This window comes from Acinetobacter sp. YH12116 (genome assembly GCF_013418895.1).
Lineage (GTDB): Bacteria > Pseudomonadota > Gammaproteobacteria > Pseudomonadales > Moraxellaceae > Acinetobacter > Acinetobacter indicus.
Genome location: NZ_VPBE01000013.1, coordinates 24,481 through 42,627, shown reverse-complemented (window position 1 = coordinate 42,627; position 18,147 = coordinate 24,481). Strand labels below are relative to the sequence as shown.

The following is an 18,147-nucleotide window of genomic DNA, read 5'->3' as shown; positions in this document are numbered from 1 at the left end:
ATTTTTCTAAAATCATAAAAAATTAAAAGTAGTTTACCGGACTTATTTTAAGGGTATATAACAAATTGTAAGTAGATTGCGAAAGTATATGCCAGCTAAAGCTGAAAAATGAGGTAAAAAGTATCTAAATTGTAGGAGACTACTTGAAGACAGAAAGATCATTTGCAAAAAACAGACATAAAAAAGGTGTTTTGTATTTTTTGGCTAAAAATCATAACAGAATGTTCATGAATTTCTGCTAACATTCCCGCTGAAAGATTTACTCTTCATAAGTATAGTATATTAAATAAGGCGTTAAAATGCTAAAGCTCTCTGACCTGAAAATTGCCGTAATTGGTTTAGGCTATGTCGGTTTACCGCTGGCAGTGGAATTTGGAAAAAAAGTTCCAGTAATTGGTTTCGATATTCATCAAAAACGGATTGAAGAATTAAAAAGTGGGCAAGATCACACCTTGGAAGTGTCGCCAGAAGAACTCCAACAAGCGACCCAACTGACCTATTCTGCCACTTTAGAAGATTTAAACAGCTGTAACTTTTTTATTGTTACGGTGCCTACGCCAATTGATCGAGTAAATCGTCCTGATTTAACCCCATTACAGAAAGCGAGTGAAACAATTGGTAAGGTATTGAAAGCTGGAGATATAGTGGTTTATGAATCAACCGTATATCCTGGTGCGACCGAAGAAGTCTGTATTCCTGTCTTGGAAACAGTCTCTGGTTTGAAATTTAATCAGGACTTCTATGCCGGTTATAGCCCAGAGCGGATTAATCCGGGTGATAAAGTCAATACCCTGACCAAGATTAAAAAAATTACCTCCGGTTCTACCCCAGAAGTTGCTGAGCTAGTAGATCAGGTGTATAGCAGTATTATTACTGCGGGTACGCATAAAGCTTCAAGTATTAAAGTCGCAGAAGCAGCAAAAGTCATTGAGAATACCCAGCGTGATTTAAATATTGCCTTGGTGAATGAGTTATCGGTTATTTTTGATCGGCTTGGTATTGATACCTTAGATGTACTGGAAGCCGCAGGCAGTAAGTGGAACTTTTTGCCATTCCGTCCAGGCTTGGTTGGTGGCCATTGTATTGGCGTCGATCCCTACTATTTAACTCATAAAGCTGAAGAGGTGGGTTACCATCCACAGGTGATTTTGGCGGGTCGTCGTATTAATGACAATATGGCACGTTATGTGGCGCGTAATACAATTAAACATATGCTTAAAAATGGTATTGATGTTCCGCGCGCAAAAATTGGTGTATTAGGGATTACCTTTAAAGAGAACTGTCCAGATATCCGTAATAGCAAGGTTGAAGACTTGATTAAAGAGTTTCAAACTTGGGGTGCGCAGGTTGTGGTCTGTGATCCGTGGGCAGATGTGGAAGAAGTACAACAAGAGTATGGGGTAGAGTTGTCAATCATTGATGCAGAACACCCTGTAGACAGTTTAGTTGTTGCTGTCGGACATAATGAGTTCCGCCATCTTAGCCCAGAGCAATTGCGCAGCTATGTCAATAATTCTAAGCCTGTGATTGCAGATGTTAAAAGTCTGTTTAGCCGCGAAGAACTAACAGCACAAGGTTTTACTGTATTCCGTCTTTAACATAAATTAATCAATTGTAGTGAACAACATGAAAAAATTTGCCCTTATTGGTGCTGCAGGATATATCGCACCACGTCACTTAAAAGCAATTAAAGAAACAGGTAATACCTTAGCCGTTGCTATGGATGTGAATGACTCTGTTGGCATTATGGATAGTCATTTCCCTGAAGCCGAGTTTTTTACTGAATTTGAGGAGTTTGAAGCCTATGTAGAGGATCAAAAACTCAAAGGTGAAAAGCTGGATTATGTTGCAATTTGCTCACCAAACTATTTACATGCACCACATATGAAATATGCGCTTAAAAATGGCATTGATGTGATTTGTGAAAAGCCATTGGTATTGAATTCAGAAGATTTAAACCTTTTATCTGAATATGAAAAACAATATGGTGCCAAAGTAAACTCGATTTTACAGTTACGTTTGCACCCTTCCATTATCGCACTGCGTGATAAAGTTCAGGCTGCACCTGCAGGTAAAATTTTTGATGTAGATTTAACGTATTTAACCTCACGTGGTAAGTGGTATTTAAAATCATGGAAAGGGGTAGATAATAAATCGGGTGGTGTAGCCACCAATATTGGTGTGCACTTTTATGACATGCTGCATTTTATTTTTGGCAAAATTGTGAAAAATGAAGTGCATTATCGTGATGAAAAAACCGCATCGGGTTATTTAGAATATGAGCGTGCTCGTGTACGTTGGTTCTTGTCGATTGATGCCAATAATTTACCAGAAAATGCTGTGCAGGGTGAAAAATTAACCTACCGTAGTATTACCATTGAAAATGAAGAACTTGAATTTTCAGGCGGTTTTACCGACCTGCATACTCAAAGTTACCAACGTATTTTGGCAGGTAATGGGTATGGTGTAGAAGAAAACCGTGCAGCAATTGAAACGGTTGAAGTGATTCGTGTTGCTCCAGTTATTGAAAATCCAAGCAACCCACATCCTCTATTAGTAAAAGTAAAATAATAAGGCAGAATGCGATGAGTTTTTATCAACATGAAAGTGCAATTGTCGATGAGGGTGCTCAAATTGGTGAGAACTCTCGTGTTTGGCATTTTGTGCATGTTTGTGGCGGTGCCAAAATTGGAAAAGGCGTATCTTTAGGTCAGAATGTTTTTGTGGGTAATAAGGTCGTAATTGGCGATCATTGCAAAGTACAAAATAATGTTTCGGTTTATGACAATGTTACCCTTGAAGAAGGGGTATTTTGTGGACCAAGCATGGTCTTTACCAATGTCTATAACCCACGCTCACTCATTGAGCGTAAAGATGAATACCGTAACACCCTTGTGAAAAAGGGTGCAACCTTGGGTGCTAACTGTACCATTGTGTGTGGTATCACGATTGGTGAATATTCATTTGTAGGTGCAGGCGCAGTGGTAAATAAAGATGTACCTGCCTATGCACTGATGGTGGGTGTACCTGCAAAACAAATTGGCTGGATGAGCGAATTTGGTGAGCAATTAGATTTACCACTAGAAGGTGAGGCACAAGTTGCATGTGAGCATACAGGGGCAATTTACCGACTGAATGGTAAGGTTGTAACAAAAGAGCAGGTTGTAGCATGATTGAATTTATTGATTTAAAAGCACAGCAATCACGTATTAAAGCTGAAATTGATGCGGGTATTCAGCGCGTATTGGCACATGGTCAGTATATTTTAGGGCCAGAAGTTACAGAGCTGGAAGAAAAACTAGCGGCTTATGTGGGCGCTAAATATTGTATTACTTGTGCCAATGGTACGGATGCTTTACAAATTGCCCAAATGGCGTTTGGTATTGGCCCAGGTGATGAAGTCATTACCCCAGGTTTTACCTATATTGCAACAGCAGAAACTGTGGCTGTGTTGGGTGCGACACCTGTTTATGTAGATGTGAACCCAAAAACCTACAACTTAGATGTAGAAAAACTAGAAGCAGCCATTACGCCACGTACTAAAGCAATTATTCCAGTAAGTTTATATGGTCAATGTGCTGATTTTGATGCAATTAATGCAATTGCTACTAAATATAATATTCCCGTGATTGAAGATGCTGCGCAAAGTTTTGGTGCGACTTATAAAGGGCGTAAAAGCTGTAATTTAAGTGCCGTAGCATGCACCAGCTTTTTCCCAAGTAAGCCTTTGGGTTGTTATGGCGATGGTGGTGCTATTTTTACTAATGATGAAGAACTGGCAAAAGTGATTCGTCAGATTGCACGCCATGGGCAGGATCGTCGCTATCATCATATTCGCGTTGGTGTAAATAGCCGTTTAGATACGATTCAGGCTGCCATTTTATTACCAAAACTCGAAATTTTGGATGATGAAATGCAAGCACGCCAAAAAGTAGCTGACGTTTATAATCAGTTATTTAAGCAAGCAGGTATTCATACAACACCTTACCTTGAGCCGCATAATACCAGTGCATGGGCGCAATATACCATTCAGGTCGATAACCGTGCAGAAGTTCAAGAGAAGCTAAAAGCACAAGGTATTCCGACGGCTGTACATTACCCAATCCCTCTGAATAAACAACCTGCTGTGGCGGATGTAAATGCGATGTTGCCCGTAGGTGATGTCATTGCGGAAAAAGTGATGAGTTTGCCGATGCATCCTTATATGTCAGAGCATGATATAAATTTTGTGGTGCAAGGGTTGGGTTTATAGTAAGAAATGTTAAATAAATTAACTCCACAGAGTAGCTTTGCAAAAAATGTACTAACACTTATGACAGGTACAACAGTTGCACAAGCGATACCAATAGTCATTACTCCAATACTTACAAGAATGTACACACCTGAAGATTTTGGGGTATTGGCTTTGTTTGTTGCTATAACAACAATTTTGGGCTCTGTGGCGAATGGACGCTATGAGCTGGCAATCATGTTACCTGAAAGTGATGATGAAGCTATTAATGTGGCTGCTATGGGGGTGTTGATTGCTACAGTATTATCTATATGTTTATTACTTCCAGCTATTTTTTTAAATCAATATTTAGTGACGTTACTAGATAATCAATTTATAGGATTCTGGTTGTACTTTGTTCCATTCGTGGTTTTTTTGCTTGGACTTTATAATGTATTAAATTATCTTAATAATAGAAAGAAATGTTATAAAGATATCGCAAAAGCAACAGTATATAAATCTGTTGTTCAAGCCGCAGTGCAGTTGGGCGTTGGTGCAATAAAAGCAACAGTTGGTGGTTTGATTTCGGGTCACATTGCATCAAACCTAGTTGCAAACACTCGATTGGCGTTTAATGTCAAACGACAATACTCATTGGCAAATATAAAATGGGTGGAAATGAAACGTGTAGCATACCGTTACATTGACTTTCCTAAGTATTCGATGTGGGCAACACTATCAAATACGTTATCATACCAATTATTAAACGTGTTGATTACGACTTTTTATAGTATTACAACATTAGGTTTTTATTCATTGGCACAACGTATACTTGGAATGCCTGCGACTTTAATTGGAAGTTCTATAGGTCAGGTTTACTTTCAGCAGGCTACCATCGAAAAAAATAAAACAGGCAAGGCGACTAAAATTTTTAATGCAACTACAAAAAAGCTTGTAGTATTGTCTTGTGTGTTTTTTATCCCGCTGTATTTTGTACTGCCATCACTTTTTGAAATTATGTTTGGTGATAAATGGCGGATTGCTGGTGAATATGCACAGATAATTGTGCCTGTTTTTATTGTTAGATTTGTTGGTGCTGCACTAAGTAATACGAATAATATTTTTGAAAAACAAGGGTTAGCTTTAGCGTGGCAGATAGCCTTACTTATTTTATCTATAGGTGTTCTAATATTAAGTAGTGTTTTTCATTTGAGTTTTGAGGATTTCTTGAGAGTGTATACTGTTGTAACCTCAATTCACTATATACTTCTCTATTTTTTATTAAAATTTGTGGCTGATGCAAAATTATGAAGATTTTTTTTTCAGGTGATTTATTTTTAGGTGGTGAGCTACTAAATAAAAATTGTACCAATATCATAAAAAGTGATCTATATAAAGAAGCCGATATCCGAGTAGTAAACCTTGAACAGGCAGTTAGTGATTCTGAGTTTGTAGAAAATAAATGTACTTTATATACAGGCACTCAATCCTTATTACAATTAAGGGAAATGAAATTTGATATTATAAATCTTGCTCATAATCACATACAAGACAAGGGTATACATGGAATTGTTGAAACCTCTTTAAACTTAAAAAAAGCTGGGTTTAAAACTTTTGGTGCTGGAAAAAACATAGAAGATGCTAGTAGTAGTGTAGAGTTGGCAGAGAACTTGGTTGTTTTGGGCTACTGTGATTTCGGAAAACCTTATTTAAATCAAATTGTTGTAGCTGGTGAAAATACACCAGGAATAAATCCATTGCGATATGAAAAAATTTGTAGTGATTTGGATAAGTTGGATAAAGGAAAGAAAGCTATTCTTTATTTTCATTGGGGGAGAGAGCATGTCTGGCTTCCACCAGCCCATGATATTATTTTAGTCAAAAAACTTTTGGAAGATCAAAGGGTTGTGTCGATCATTGGTATGCACTGCCATCGAGTGCAAGGTGTTATTAATCATAATGGAAAAAAGGCTTATATGAGTCTAGGAAATTTTTTATTTCCTAATTTTTATATTCAATCACCTACTCAAATTGCATATCCAACTGAGAGTGAAAGAAAAGATGTTAGATACATAACAAGACAATATCACCGAGTATATGAACTCACGTATAAAAAATGGAGATTTGTTAATCGAGTTTCTATGGTTTTACTTCTTGATAGTGAAACTCATAAAATCAAGAGTGAGTTGATTATTCAAGATGATGATATTCCAGCAATATATAAATTGAATAAGGTTCTAAATATATTTTTTGTTATTTGGGTGTTTTTGTTATCTCAGATATATAAATTACCAATGCCGATTTATAAATTTATTTATCAATTACATGCTAAAAGAGTATATTTCTTTTGGCGCATACAGATTAGATTTTTTCATATACGCCAGCTTGGTCTGAAGAGAATTTTAACAAAGGTTAGATCAAAAATAATGGGGGCTAAATGAGAAATATAGCTTTGGTTTTAGGTGGCTATGTTAATGGCTATTCTATTGTACGTGAACTGAAGGATGAGGGTGTTGATAATATTTGGTTATTTGATTATGGTACGTCGCTTACTAGAAAAAGTAATAAAGTTTTAGGCATTACGACAGTTGAAAAAACAGTAGATAGTTTTAGAGAAGCTTTATTTTCTTTGAAAGAGCATTTTGATTACATTATTTGCTTCCCAACAGATGATATACAGTTAGAGCTTTTATGGGAGTTGAAAGATGAAATTTGTGATTTTTGTTTTTTGCCATTTAACCATGAAAATCTGAAAGAAAGTTTAGATAAAAATATTCAATATAAATTTTGCGAAAAACTTGGGGTGCCATATCCAAAAACAATTGAACTAAGCGCAGAACAAGATTTTAATAAGATGGAAGAGTTGTTGTTTCCCTTATTAGTGAAGCCAAATACACGTCAAGATATGGTGAGTGATGTTTTTAGAAGTCTATACCTCCAAAGTATTGATGATTTTTATAAGAATAAAGATTTATTACATGATTACTTACAAAAAGGCTTTAGCTTTTTAGCATCAGAGTTTATCCCTGGTGATGATACTCAAATCTACGCTTATACTGCATATAGATCAAAAAAGGGAGAAATTTTAAATGAATGGACAGGAAAAAAATTAACACAATATCCTGATGCATTTGGTGTTTTTTCCAGTGCAAGTAATGAAGCACCAGAAACGGTTTTAGAACAAGGCAGAACTTTGCTTGATGGTATGAATTTGTATGGAATTGCTGAGCCAGAATTTAAATATGACCATCGTGATGGTCAATATAAGCTCATGGAGATTAATCTGCGCTCTATGATGTGGCATAGAGTAGGTAATTTATCTGGAGTTAAATTACAATTTACGCAATGGAATGATGCACTTGGTTTACCTGTAATCAAATATAAACAAGATAAAGAGGAGATTATTCATTTTGTTTATATGAAACATGAAATATTGAATTTGATTAGACGAAAACAATATTTGAAATTTTTTATACAGAATGTGTTTTTTAAAGGTATGTTTTTTGCAGTTTTTAATTTTAGAGATTTAGCGCCTTTTATTTATGATTTAAAGGGATACCCTAGAGGAATGGTAGCAACATGGCTAAAACGCTTAAGCAAAAAATAATATTTTTCTTAAAGAAAATTGCTCTACGATCAAGAGGGGTAATTATATATCATCATAGTATCGCATCTAACGTTGTTTTTAATGGCACTGCTAAGATAGAACCATATTGTAGGTTATCTGGTAGCCCATTAATAACTATTGGTAATAATTTTTATATGAATGCTGGTTGTCATCTGTTAGGTGAGATTACCATTGGTAATGATGTCATGATAGGACCCAAAACGGTAATTTGGGGACGTGATCATGGCATACAAAAAAACGAATTAATCCGTAAACAAAAGCATAGTACAGCACCCATTGTAATTGGCAATGATGTGTGGATTGCAGCAAATGTGACTATCTTAAAAGGTGTTACAATTGGTAATGGTGCAGTCATTGGTGCTGGTGCAGTGGTTGTTAAAGATGTTCCTGAATTCGCTATAGTAGTTGGTAATCCTGCTAGAGTTATTAAATACCGATCTTAAGTGGGTGAATATGTTTTTTTCACAAAATCAATTGAAATGGTTAGAACAGATTTTTTTTGAGCGCTTTGGTATCAAATTTAATTTTGAACTTACACAAGAGACTATTGTTTTAAAAAAAGAAGGTAGTGATAAAAAGCTTATTTTTACTAATTTGGATAGTGCTTTTTATCAATTTGGGAAAACACAACTAGGATGTTATGAGTGGAATGCTGAGACCGAAGGGCTGGTTGGTGCTATTGATCCAGTATTAAAGGCTCCTTCAACAAAACCGTTAAGCACACCTATTTTTAGTCCTGTGGAACAAGATATATATGTAAATTATGATGTCTTAGGATTAGTTTATTGGTGTTTAAACCGTTTAGAGGAAGTAGGTAGAACAGATTTAGATAATCACCAACGATTTCCTGCAATTCATTCTCATGCTTATCATTATAATTATTTAGAACGTCCTATTGTTGATGAGTGGTTAAATATTCTCGGACAAATAATCCAACAGGTTTGGCTAGAGGTGGAGCTTAAACAACACACATTCAACATGAAAGTTTCTCATGATGTAGATTCTCCGAGTCCTTACGCTTTTAAGTCTTGGGGGGAGGTTCTACGTATCATGATTGGTCACTTGGTTAAGCGTCATGATATGAAAGCCTTTATTGAGACATTCTGGATAAAGTTTGCTACTAAAGAGCAGCTGCATGAATATGATCCACATAACACGTTCGATTGGTTAATGCAGCAGTCTAATGCAAATAATCTTACCAGTGCTTTTTATTTTATCTGTGGTGGTACAACAGATAAAGATGCTGAATACACGTTGGCACATCCAGTGATTCAAAAACTCATGCAGCATATTCATCAAAATGGGCATGAAATTGGTTTACACCCTAGCTATGCAACGTACCAAGCCCCAGAGTTAATTCAGCAAGAAGCCGATAATCTACGCTATGCTTGTGAGCAAGCTGGTATTGATCAAACCACTTTTGGTGGTCGGATGCACTACCTGCGTTGGGAGCATCCAACTACTCTTCAAGCTTGGGAAAATGCAGGTATGTCTTATGATAGTACACTAAGTTATGCGGATCGCCCTGGTTTCCGTTGCGGAACTTGTTTTGAATATCCAGCTTTTAATCCCATGACTCAGCAATCTTTAAATATCCGTATTCGGCCATTGATTGCAATGGAGTGTACAATAATAGATCCCATATATCTTGGACTGAATGTAACTCCACAAGCAGAAAATAAGTTTTTAGAGCTTAAGGATAAATGTCGTCGGGTAAGTGGATGTTTTACAACTTTATGGCATAACTCTTATTTTAAAAAAAATGAAATGCTAAAAGGCATGTATCAGCGTATTATTGAGAGCTAAGTATGAGTTTATTCAGATTGAGAATACCTACTGCTCAGCTATTAATTAATTTTGCGCAAATTATATTAATTTTTGGTTACCTCACCCTAAATATCATAAGTGTAGGTGAGATGGGGACTGGAATATTACTACTAGCTGGTTTTGTTGGGTTGGCTGGTGGCTTGCTCTTTGTGCAAGGCATACAAAATTCAATTTCTGTCTACTGGCATTTTTTTTTATTTTTGATGTTTATAATGTGGATCGTAGTAAGGGTGATAATAGATTTGCAGGATTTATATTATCTTAAGCAAATTACTGTTGCTACAACAGGAGGAATATTATTATTTTTCTTAATGGGTACTTTTGCTAGGCGTGCATTAGATACGTTTTCAACTTTAAACGAAAATGTTAAAAGTGCGAAGTTGCTTCTTATTATTTTTGCTTTACTTTGTTTTGATATTTTTCTTGAATATAGTGCTCGATTGGTGAGGACGGATATATTTTATATCGATGATGTAGATGGTGGCTATCAACGAGCAGGAAGTTTTCTGATTTTACTTTTTATTATGGGATCTTTTGTCTATTTAAAAATTATTAGCAATACAGTGACAAAAAAATTCTTTGATTTAATTTTTTGGCTTATTGTTTATAGTGTTGGTTTGTTTTTTTCCCTCGTTAGTAGTCAGATGATCGGCTCGAATGCTGCTACAGCTAATTTGTTAGCAATTTATCCTATGACAGTGGTAATTTCATTTTTAGCTTTTAGTCAACAGCTTAGAAATACTTTTCTGGAAAACAAGCTATCTGTACCGTTATCTAAAAGCGGTATTAAGAAGCTTCTTCAATATTCTATTGTATCTGTTGTAGGTGGTTTATTGATTGCGGTTCTTGCTTTACAGGTTAGTGGCTTTGATTTAAATACAACTCGTATTTTCGGGTTTGGTGATGGAACAAATAGTTCTATTGATTCACGCTTAAATATTTTAAAAGAAACTGGAAGTACACAAATGGGATATTCTCCTATTTGGGGGAATATAAATGTGGCATATCTAACAACAGGTAATTCAGGGCTGTATTTGCATAATTTTATCCCCAATATTGTTGCTGAGCTGGGTGTAGTAGGGGTATCAATTGTGATTGCTCTATTCTTTTTGGTATTTAGGACTTTAATTAGAAATATTCGTACAGCTAGAATTAATGCTCAAGGTTTTCAGCAAGGGATTTTAAATTTATGGCTGTTCTGTGTGCTTTTGTTTTTATTTATCTATGCTAACTTTTCTGTATCTAAAGGTTGGTTAGTTATATGGTTTTTTATGGGCTTTTCTATCAGTGTATTTGCTATTAGACGAAAGCAGTCCTAGAAATTTTATGATTTTAGAGTTTAGGTGAATGCATATGAATAATCTTCATATTAATCTTAATGAACTAACGAATCCTAGTCGGGTGTTAAAGCAAACAAAAAGCCTGACTGATTCAGGTATTGTTAAAAAACTATATATTTCTGGGCTGTATAAAGATGGCTTAGATGAAAACTATATTTATGATGATGGACGAGAGCTTAAACGTTTTCCTTTACGTAGTAGAAAATTAAGCAAAAATTTTTTTGTACAAATTTTTAAATACTTGGAGTATTGCTTTAAAGTTTATCAATTCTATAAAGACAAAAATATTGGTATGGTAAATATTCATACTTTAGGTTTGCTGCCTTTAGGTTTATTCTTAAAATATATGTATAAAGCTATATTAGTTTATGATACTCATGAGCTGGAATCTGAAACTAATGGTAAAAAAGGGTTTAGAAAAAAACTTGGTAAATGGATGGAAAAAAGTTTAATTAAGCATGTGGATATGACATTAGTGGTTAGCGAGAGTATCGCAGATTGGTATGCTAAAGAATATAATATTAGGCGACCTTCTGTTATAATGAATGCACCGAATAAAAGAGAACTAAAAGTAAATAATCACTTTCGTGAGAACTTGGGTATTCGTGATAATCAAATTATCTTGCTTTATCAGGGCGGTTTGATGTCGGGTCGAGGTATAAATTTAATATTAGATGCATTTAAGGCCCGTATTGATGATAAAGTTGTTGTTGTTTTTATGGGGTATGGAGGATTAGAGCAAGATATAAAATCTGCTGCTAATACATACCATAATATTTTCTTTTTTCCTGCTGTACCTCCACATATAGTATTGGAATATACCTCATCTGCCGATTTGGGGATTTCTCTTATTGAGAAAACTTGCCTGTCTTATTATTTTTGCATGCCAAATAAGTTGTTTGAGTATGCTATGGCTGGTTTACCTGTGTTGGTTTCAAATATGAAAGATATGTCTGAACTAGTTGTTCGTAACAATATGGGAGCAGTTGTCAGCGATTTCTCTGCGAGTGGAATTAGTCAGGCTGTAGATAATTTCTTGGATCAAGACTTAACGAATATGAAAAAAAATGCTTATCAGGTGGCTTGTGATAATGCTTGGGAAGTGCAAGAGCAAAAAATGTTAGCTGCATATAAAAATATGTTTGAGCAAAAGGGGATTAACTAAATGTCGACGGCTAAAATTGCTCATTTAACCTCAGTTCATCCAAGAAATGATATTCGAATATATCATAAGGAATTAATTTCTTTGAATAGGAATTATAAGTGTTCTCTTATAGTTGCGGATGGATTAGGTAGCTACGTTGATGATAATAAAATTAATATTATTGATGTGGGAAAGCCTAATTCTCGCCTAGATAGAATGAAGAATTCTCCACAAAGAATTTTACAGGCTGCTCTAAAATTAGATGCTGACTTATATCATCTTCATGATCCTGAATTATTACAAATTGCTTTGAATCTAAAAAAAGCAGGAAGAAAAGTAATTTTTGATGCTCACGAAGACCTGCCTAAGCAAGTTTTAAGCAAACCATATTTAAATAAGTTTAATGCTTATATAATATCATTTATAGTTAAATACTATGAAAAGTTTATATGTTCTAAACTTGATGCCATTGTGACTGCTACACCTGTAATTCGTGATAAGTTTTCTAAAATTTCTAAAAAAGCGATAGATATTAATAACTATCCTTTATTGGGTGAATTAACTCCTTTAGATAAAGATTGGTCGAAAATTCAAAATGAAATTGCGTATGTCGGTGGAATTACTAAAATTAGAGGGATTGAACAAGTTGTAGATGCATTATCTCTATTAAAAACAAGTACTAGATTAAATTTAGTAGGCACTTGTAATGAAAAAAGTACAACTGAAATTTTTATCAAAAAAATTGGTTGGCATGCAGTTAATGAATTAGGTCAATTAAATAGAGAGCAAGTTAGAGAAGTGCTTCAAAAATCCATAGCTGGGTTAGTTACTTTTCTGCCTGTGCCAAATCATATAGATGCCCAACCAAATAAAATGTTTGAATATATGAGTGCGGGTATTCCTGTCATCGGTTCAAATTATCCATTATGGAAATCTATTATTGAGGACAATAATTGTGGTATCTGTGTAGATCCTGAAAATCCAAAGCAAATTGCAAATGCTATTGATATATTAGTTAATGATAAAACTTTAGCAGCACAAATGGGGCAAAATGGAATTAAAGCAGTGAATGAAAAATATAATTGGTCTATTGAAGAAGCTAAATTATTTCAACTTTACGAAGAGCTATTAGGTAATTAATTAATGAAAATTCTTACAGTCATTGGCGCACGTCCGCAATTTATTAAAGCAAGTGTAGTTTCTGCTGCGATTGAAAAAACGGCAGATTTATCTGAAGAAATTATTCATACTGGACAACATTTTGATGCCAATATGTCGAATATTTTCTTTGACCAACTTGGTATGCCAAAGCCACATTATCAATTGAATATTAATAGTGGTAGTCATGGTTCAATGACTGGTCGTATGTTAGAAGCGATTGAAAAAATCTGCCTAGAGTCAAAACCTGATCGTTTAATGGTTTATGGTGATACCAACTCTACGTTAGCTGGTGCTTTGGCTGCAGCTAAACTACATATTCCTGTTGCACATATTGAAGCAGGTCTGCGTAGTTTTAATATGCGTATGCCTGAAGAAATTAACCGTATTTTAACGGATCAGGTCAGCGATATTTTATTCTGCCCAACTGATACCGCTGTAAAAAATTTAAAAAATGAAGGTTTTGAAAAAAAGTCTGTACAAGTTTTAAATGTTGGTGATGTTATGCAAGATTCATCAATGTTTTTTGCAGAACGAGCGGTAAAAGGTGAAACTCTTAAAGATGTGCCTGAATCTAATTTTATTGTGGCAACATTACATCGTGCAGAAAATACAGATGATCCTATACGTTTAAAAGCCATTGTAGATGCATTGAACTATATTCACCAACATATTTTACCAGTAGTTTTACCTTTGCACCCACGTACTCAAAAGGTGGTGAAATCTTTAGGTTTAAAGCTGGAGATGTTAGTTTTAGAGCCTGTTGGGTATTTAGAAATGATTTGGCTATTGAAGCATTGTAATGCGGTTGTTTCGGATAGCGGTGGTGTACAAAAGGAAGCATTTTTCTTCAAAAAACCGTGTATTACTATGCGAGACCAAACCGAATGGGTTGAATTAATTGAAAATGGTGTGAACGTACTTGCAGGTGCAGATACTCAAAAAATTATTGAATATACAAAAGTAATGTTAGATAAGACGATTGAAGATCCATTGAATTTATATGGTGGCGGTCAAGCATCTCAAAATATTGTTGATTTCTTGGAGCGTGTGTAACTTATCATGATTGAAAAAAAAACAATTTGGATATTTAATCAATATTGTTCAACTCCTGAGTCTGGCTTCCATAATCGACATTTTTATTTGGCCACTGAGCTAGCAAAATTAGGTCATAAAGTATATGTATTTTCTGCCTCATATTCTCATATTCAAAGTAATCCAGTTCAATTTGAGGGTGAAATAAAAATTGAAAGTTTTGAAGAGAACTTTAAGTTTGTTTGGATTAAAGTACCAACTTATGAAAGTTCTAAAAATAAACGCAGGATTATGAACTGGATTGAATTTGCGTGGAAAATTTCTAGAATCGGACGTTTCATTGAAGATAAGCCAGATGTTATCCTTTATTCATCTTTAAGTTTAATCGGTTTTTTAGGTGCTGAACGATTAGCAAAACAATATAAAGTGCCACTTATATTTGAGGTGCGGGATATTTGGCCTTTAACAATTGTTGAATTGGGAGGATATTCTAAATCTCATCCATTCGTAAGATTTTTGCAATGGGTTGAAGATAGAGCATATCAAAAATCAACTAAAGTTATTTCAAATTTAAAATATAGTATAAATCATATGGTCCAAAGAGGGTTAAATCCAAAGAAGTTTCATTGGATACCAAATGGTTTTTATGCGGGTGCTGTTGAAAGTTCACAAGAGTTGCCAGACAAAATTTTGCAACTAATTCCTAATGATAAATTTATTATAGGCTATACAGGTAGTATTGGAACAGCTAATTGTTTATCTAATCTTGTAGAAGCAGCTATTAAATTTAAAAATGATGAACGATATTTTTTCATTATTGTCGGAAAAGGTGAATTTAAATCTACTTTAGAGGATATGGTTGAAGTTAATGGATTGAAAAATATATTAATTTTAAATCCAATTCCTAAAAAACAAATTCCAAGTATGCTGGCAAAATTTGATGCTTGTTATATTGGATTAAGTCATGATCCTGTTTTTAAGTACGGTGTTTCTCCAAATAAATTATTTGATTATTTTTTGGCTGCAAAGCCTATAATTTATGCTATTGATTCTGGAGAATATACACCAGTTAAAGATGCTAATTGTGGAGTGGAAATTCAACCAGGAGATTCGAGTCAGATTGTTAAGGCAGTAGAAAAAATATCGTCCCTTTCTGTACAGCAAAGAGAAATTATGGGAGAAAACGGCTATAAATATGGAAAGGGAAATCATGATTATGAAGTTCTTGCAAAAAGACTAAATAAAATATTATTTTTCAATTAAAAGAGATGATGTATGAGAGTATTAATCACAGGCGCTAATGGTTTTCTCGGTAAGTTTATTTGTCAGTATTTATCTGATAAAGGTTATTCTGTGATCGCACATACACGTACTCCTCAAGTTTTTAATTATTCAAACGTTGAAAATATTAATTTTGATCTAAATGACAATTTAGACCATATTGATTTGAGCGAAGTTGAGGTTATTATTCACTGTGCAGGTCGTGCTCATGTCATGCATGAAACTGCTGCATCGCCACTTGAAGCATATCGCCAAACCAATGTACAAGGCACATTAAACCTTGCACAAAAAGCGGTACAAAGTGGCGTTAAACGCTTTATTTACTTAAGCAGCATTAAAGTCAATGGTGAACAAACCACCACGCAAGCCTTTTGTCCTAATGACGATGTCCACACAGATGACCCGTATGGCCTATCTAAATATGAAGCAGAACAAGCCTTACTTGCGCTCTCTCAACGTACAGGTTTAGAAGTGGTTATTATTCGTCCCGTCCTCATTTATGGACCGAAAGTAAAAGCCAACTTTAAAAGTATGGTGAACTTGGCAACTAAAAAATTGCCTTTACCTATTGGTTGCTTAAACAATAAACGCAGTATGGTGAGTGTTTATAACTTGGCTGACCTTATTCATACTTGTATGACTCATCCAAATGCCAACCGTGAAGTATTTTTAGCCAGTGATCAGGATGACATTTCAGTCAAACAACTATTTGAAAAATTAGCAAAATACCAAAATAACCAATTATTAATGTTACCTATACCAAAAAGCTTGATTAGTTTTATGGCAAGCTTGGTGGGGAAAAAAGCAGTGGCATCACGCCTATGTTCAGAGTTGGTGGTAGATACTACAAAAAATACTCAACTTTTAGGTTGGACTGCACCCTATAGTGTCGATGCAAGCCTGGAAAAAATGTTTACTACACCACATAAAAATTGAGCCTAGTCACAGATATGTCCCTTCTCCCTATTTTTATTTTTTTTATGCTTGCATTTGCTCTGACCTATTTTATGCGAGCTTATGCCCTAAAGAAAAATATTATAGACAACCCCAATGAACGTAGCTCCCACAGTGTACCCACGCCCCGCGGTGGTGGGGTTGCGGTGGTGTGTAGCTACTTATTGGCACTGACGGTGTTGATCTATAGCCAACAATTGACTCTACATATTGGTTTAACCCTCATGGCTGCAGGTTTTGTTATCGCTTTACTGGGCTTTTTAGATGACCATGGCCATATCAACTCCATGCTGCGTTTAGCCGTACATTTTTTGGTGGCCATTGGCGTAGTGATCAGCTTGGGTGGCTTTAGCGAAGTTACAGCTTTTAATGGTCTAGCACTTGGGTTTAGTGCCAATATTATTGCTGTACTGTTTTTGGTGTGGTTATTAAACTTATATAACTTTATGGATGGCATTAACGGTATTGCCAGTGTCGAAGCCATTACCACTGTCGTTAGTATGGCCATTTTGTATTATGTACTGAATACAACATTAAACTCCGACATACACTGGTTATTGGCAGCCTGTGTATTTGGCTTTTTACTGTGGAACTTTCCCAAGGCTAAAATTTTTATGGGTGATGCCTGTAGCGGATTTCTCGGCCTCACTTTGGGTATTTTGGCGCTCATCGCCCTCAAAGAAAATTTAGCCCTGTTTTGTGCATGGATTATTTGTTTAGGGGTGTTTGTGGTGGATGCCACCTATACCCTTATTAAGCGCGTGCTGAGCGGTTATAAAATGTATGATGCCCATCGTAGTCATAGTTATCAAATCTTATCGCGCAAATGGGGGAGTCATACACCTGTGACATTGGCAGTAGCAGCGATTAACCTATTGTGGTTATTGCCACTAGCCTATTATACCGTTACCCAGCCCTTGGCTTATCCAGAGTTTATGGTATTGGTGGCCTATTTACCGCTTATATTAATTGCAATGAAATTAAAAGCAGGACATCCAGATGCCTAAAAAAAATCTGCTGATTCTAGGGGCAGGGGGCTTTGGTCAATCCATTGCTGAAGTGGCAGCGTTATCTGCACAATGGCAGCAAATTTACTTTGTGGATGACCGCTGGCCTGAGCAAAAACAAGTAGGCCAATATTTAATTATCTCAAATATTCAAAACTTGTCTCAGCTTCAGCAAGAGAATATGGAGGCAATTGTTGCGGTTGGAAATAACCAAATACGACAAAAATGGCAACAATTACTGCTTGATTTATCAATACCACTCGCCACTATCATACATCCACAGGCTGTAATTTCACCTTCTGCTCAAATTGGTCAGGGGGTAAGTATTATGGCAGGGTGTATAATTGGCACGAATACGATTATTCAAGATGGTGTGCTTCTTAATATTGGGACCTTGCTAGATCATGATGTGGTGATCGAACACTTTAGTCATTTAAGTGTTGGTGTAAACATCGCAGGCGGACAGAGAATTCCGTCTGGCTCTTTTTTAGAGGTGGGGACCCGTATTGGACATAAATCTTAATAACAAATTCTTTTAAATTAAGATATGACTTATTGAAAAC

General features: G+C 35.4%; 16 protein-coding genes and 1 pseudogene. All 17 read left to right on the top strand.

Going from position 1 to position 18,147, the window contains the following annotated elements; translation table 11 throughout:
* Positions 1-299: 299 nt before the first annotated feature.
* The 17 genes and pseudogenes from tviB (at position 300) to FTU54_RS09230 (ending at position 18,107) form a co-directional block, all read left to right on the top strand.
* Positions 300-1,598, top strand: a complete 1,299-nt coding sequence (gene tviB, locus FTU54_RS09310; protein ID WP_180074666.1) for a Vi polysaccharide biosynthesis UDP-N-acetylglucosamine C-6 dehydrogenase TviB — start codon at positions 300-302, stop codon at positions 1,596-1,598.
* A 28-nt stretch (positions 1,599-1,626) separates the two neighbouring features.
* The gene (locus FTU54_RS09305) at positions 1,627-2,571 is read left to right on the top strand and encodes a Gfo/Idh/MocA family protein (RefSeq protein WP_180074665.1); all 945 of its coding nucleotides are present in this window, start codon (positions 1,627-1,629) and stop codon (positions 2,569-2,571) included.
* A gap of 14 nt (positions 2,572-2,585) precedes the next feature.
* The gene (wbpD, locus tag FTU54_RS09300) at positions 2,586-3,173 is read left to right on the top strand and encodes a UDP-2-acetamido-3-amino-2,3-dideoxy-D-glucuronate N-acetyltransferase (protein ID WP_180074664.1); all 588 of its coding nucleotides are present in this window, start codon (positions 2,586-2,588) and stop codon (positions 3,171-3,173) included.
* Positions 3,170-4,252 carry a DegT/DnrJ/EryC1/StrS aminotransferase family protein gene (locus tag FTU54_RS09295; RefSeq protein ID WP_180074663.1) on the top strand — a complete coding sequence of 361 codons (1,083 nt, stop codon included), beginning with the start codon at positions 3,170-3,172 and terminating at the stop codon, positions 4,250-4,252. The genes wbpD and FTU54_RS09295 overlap by 4 nt, the downstream gene beginning before the upstream one ends.
* 6 nt (positions 4,253-4,258) lie before the next feature.
* Entirely contained in the window at positions 4,259-5,521 is a 1,263-nt protein-coding gene (locus tag FTU54_RS09290; RefSeq protein ID WP_180074662.1) for an oligosaccharide flippase family protein, read from the top strand.
* Positions 5,518-6,651: a CapA family protein gene (locus FTU54_RS09285; protein ID WP_180074661.1), complete on the top strand. Its 1,134-nt coding sequence runs from the start codon at positions 5,518-5,520 to the stop codon at positions 6,649-6,651. Before FTU54_RS09290 ends, FTU54_RS09285 begins: the two co-directional genes overlap by 4 nt.
* Positions 6,648-7,817, top strand: coding sequence for a hypothetical protein (locus FTU54_RS09280; protein WP_180074660.1), 1,170 nt, complete (start codon positions 6,648-6,650; stop codon positions 7,815-7,817). The genes FTU54_RS09285 and FTU54_RS09280 overlap by 4 nt, the downstream gene beginning before the upstream one ends.
* Before the next feature lie 299 nt (positions 7,818-8,116).
* Positions 8,117-8,266 (top strand): annotated as a pseudogene (locus FTU54_RS15380) (antibiotic acetyltransferase); the annotation flags it as partial.
* Between the two features lie 25 nt (positions 8,267-8,291).
* Positions 8,292-9,644, top strand: coding sequence for a polysaccharide deacetylase family protein (locus FTU54_RS09270; protein ID WP_180074658.1), 1,353 nt, complete (start codon positions 8,292-8,294; stop codon positions 9,642-9,644).
* A 2-nt stretch (positions 9,645-9,646) separates the two neighbouring features.
* The gene (locus FTU54_RS09265) at positions 9,647-10,984 is read left to right on the top strand and encodes a hypothetical protein (RefSeq protein ID WP_180074657.1); all 1,338 of its coding nucleotides are present in this window, start codon (positions 9,647-9,649) and stop codon (positions 10,982-10,984) included.
* A gap of 34 nt (positions 10,985-11,018) precedes the next feature.
* Positions 11,019-12,170, top strand: coding sequence for a glycosyltransferase (locus FTU54_RS09260; RefSeq protein ID WP_180074656.1), 1,152 nt, complete (start codon positions 11,019-11,021; stop codon positions 12,168-12,170).
* On the top strand, positions 12,171-13,289 hold the full coding sequence (locus tag FTU54_RS09255; RefSeq protein ID WP_180074655.1) for a glycosyltransferase family 4 protein: 1,119 nt from the start codon (positions 12,171-12,173) through the stop codon (positions 13,287-13,289).
* 3 nt (positions 13,290-13,292) lie between these two features.
* Positions 13,293-14,363: a non-hydrolyzing UDP-N-acetylglucosamine 2-epimerase gene (gene wecB, locus FTU54_RS09250; RefSeq protein WP_180074654.1), complete on the top strand. Its 1,071-nt coding sequence runs from the start codon at positions 13,293-13,295 to the stop codon at positions 14,361-14,363.
* 6 nt (positions 14,364-14,369) lie between these two features.
* Positions 14,370-15,605 carry a glycosyltransferase family 4 protein gene (locus FTU54_RS09245; RefSeq protein ID WP_180074653.1) on the top strand — a complete coding sequence of 412 codons (1,236 nt, stop codon included), beginning with the start codon at positions 14,370-14,372 and terminating at the stop codon, positions 15,603-15,605.
* Positions 15,606-15,617: 12 nt separating this feature from the next.
* Entirely contained in the window at positions 15,618-16,559 is a 942-nt protein-coding gene (locus tag FTU54_RS09240) for an NAD-dependent epimerase/dehydratase family protein (RefSeq protein WP_180074652.1), read from the top strand.
* A gap of 14 nt (positions 16,560-16,573) precedes the next feature.
* A complete protein-coding gene (locus FTU54_RS09235) occupies positions 16,574-17,584 on the top strand; it encodes a glycosyltransferase family 4 protein (RefSeq protein ID WP_180074651.1) in 1,011 nt (336 codons plus the stop codon).
* Positions 17,577-18,107 (top strand): acetyltransferase, encoded by a 531-nt coding sequence (locus tag FTU54_RS09230; protein WP_180074650.1) that lies wholly within the window; start codon positions 17,577-17,579, stop codon positions 18,105-18,107. Before FTU54_RS09235 ends, FTU54_RS09230 begins: the two co-directional genes overlap by 8 nt.
* Positions 18,108-18,147: the final 40 nt, after the last annotated feature.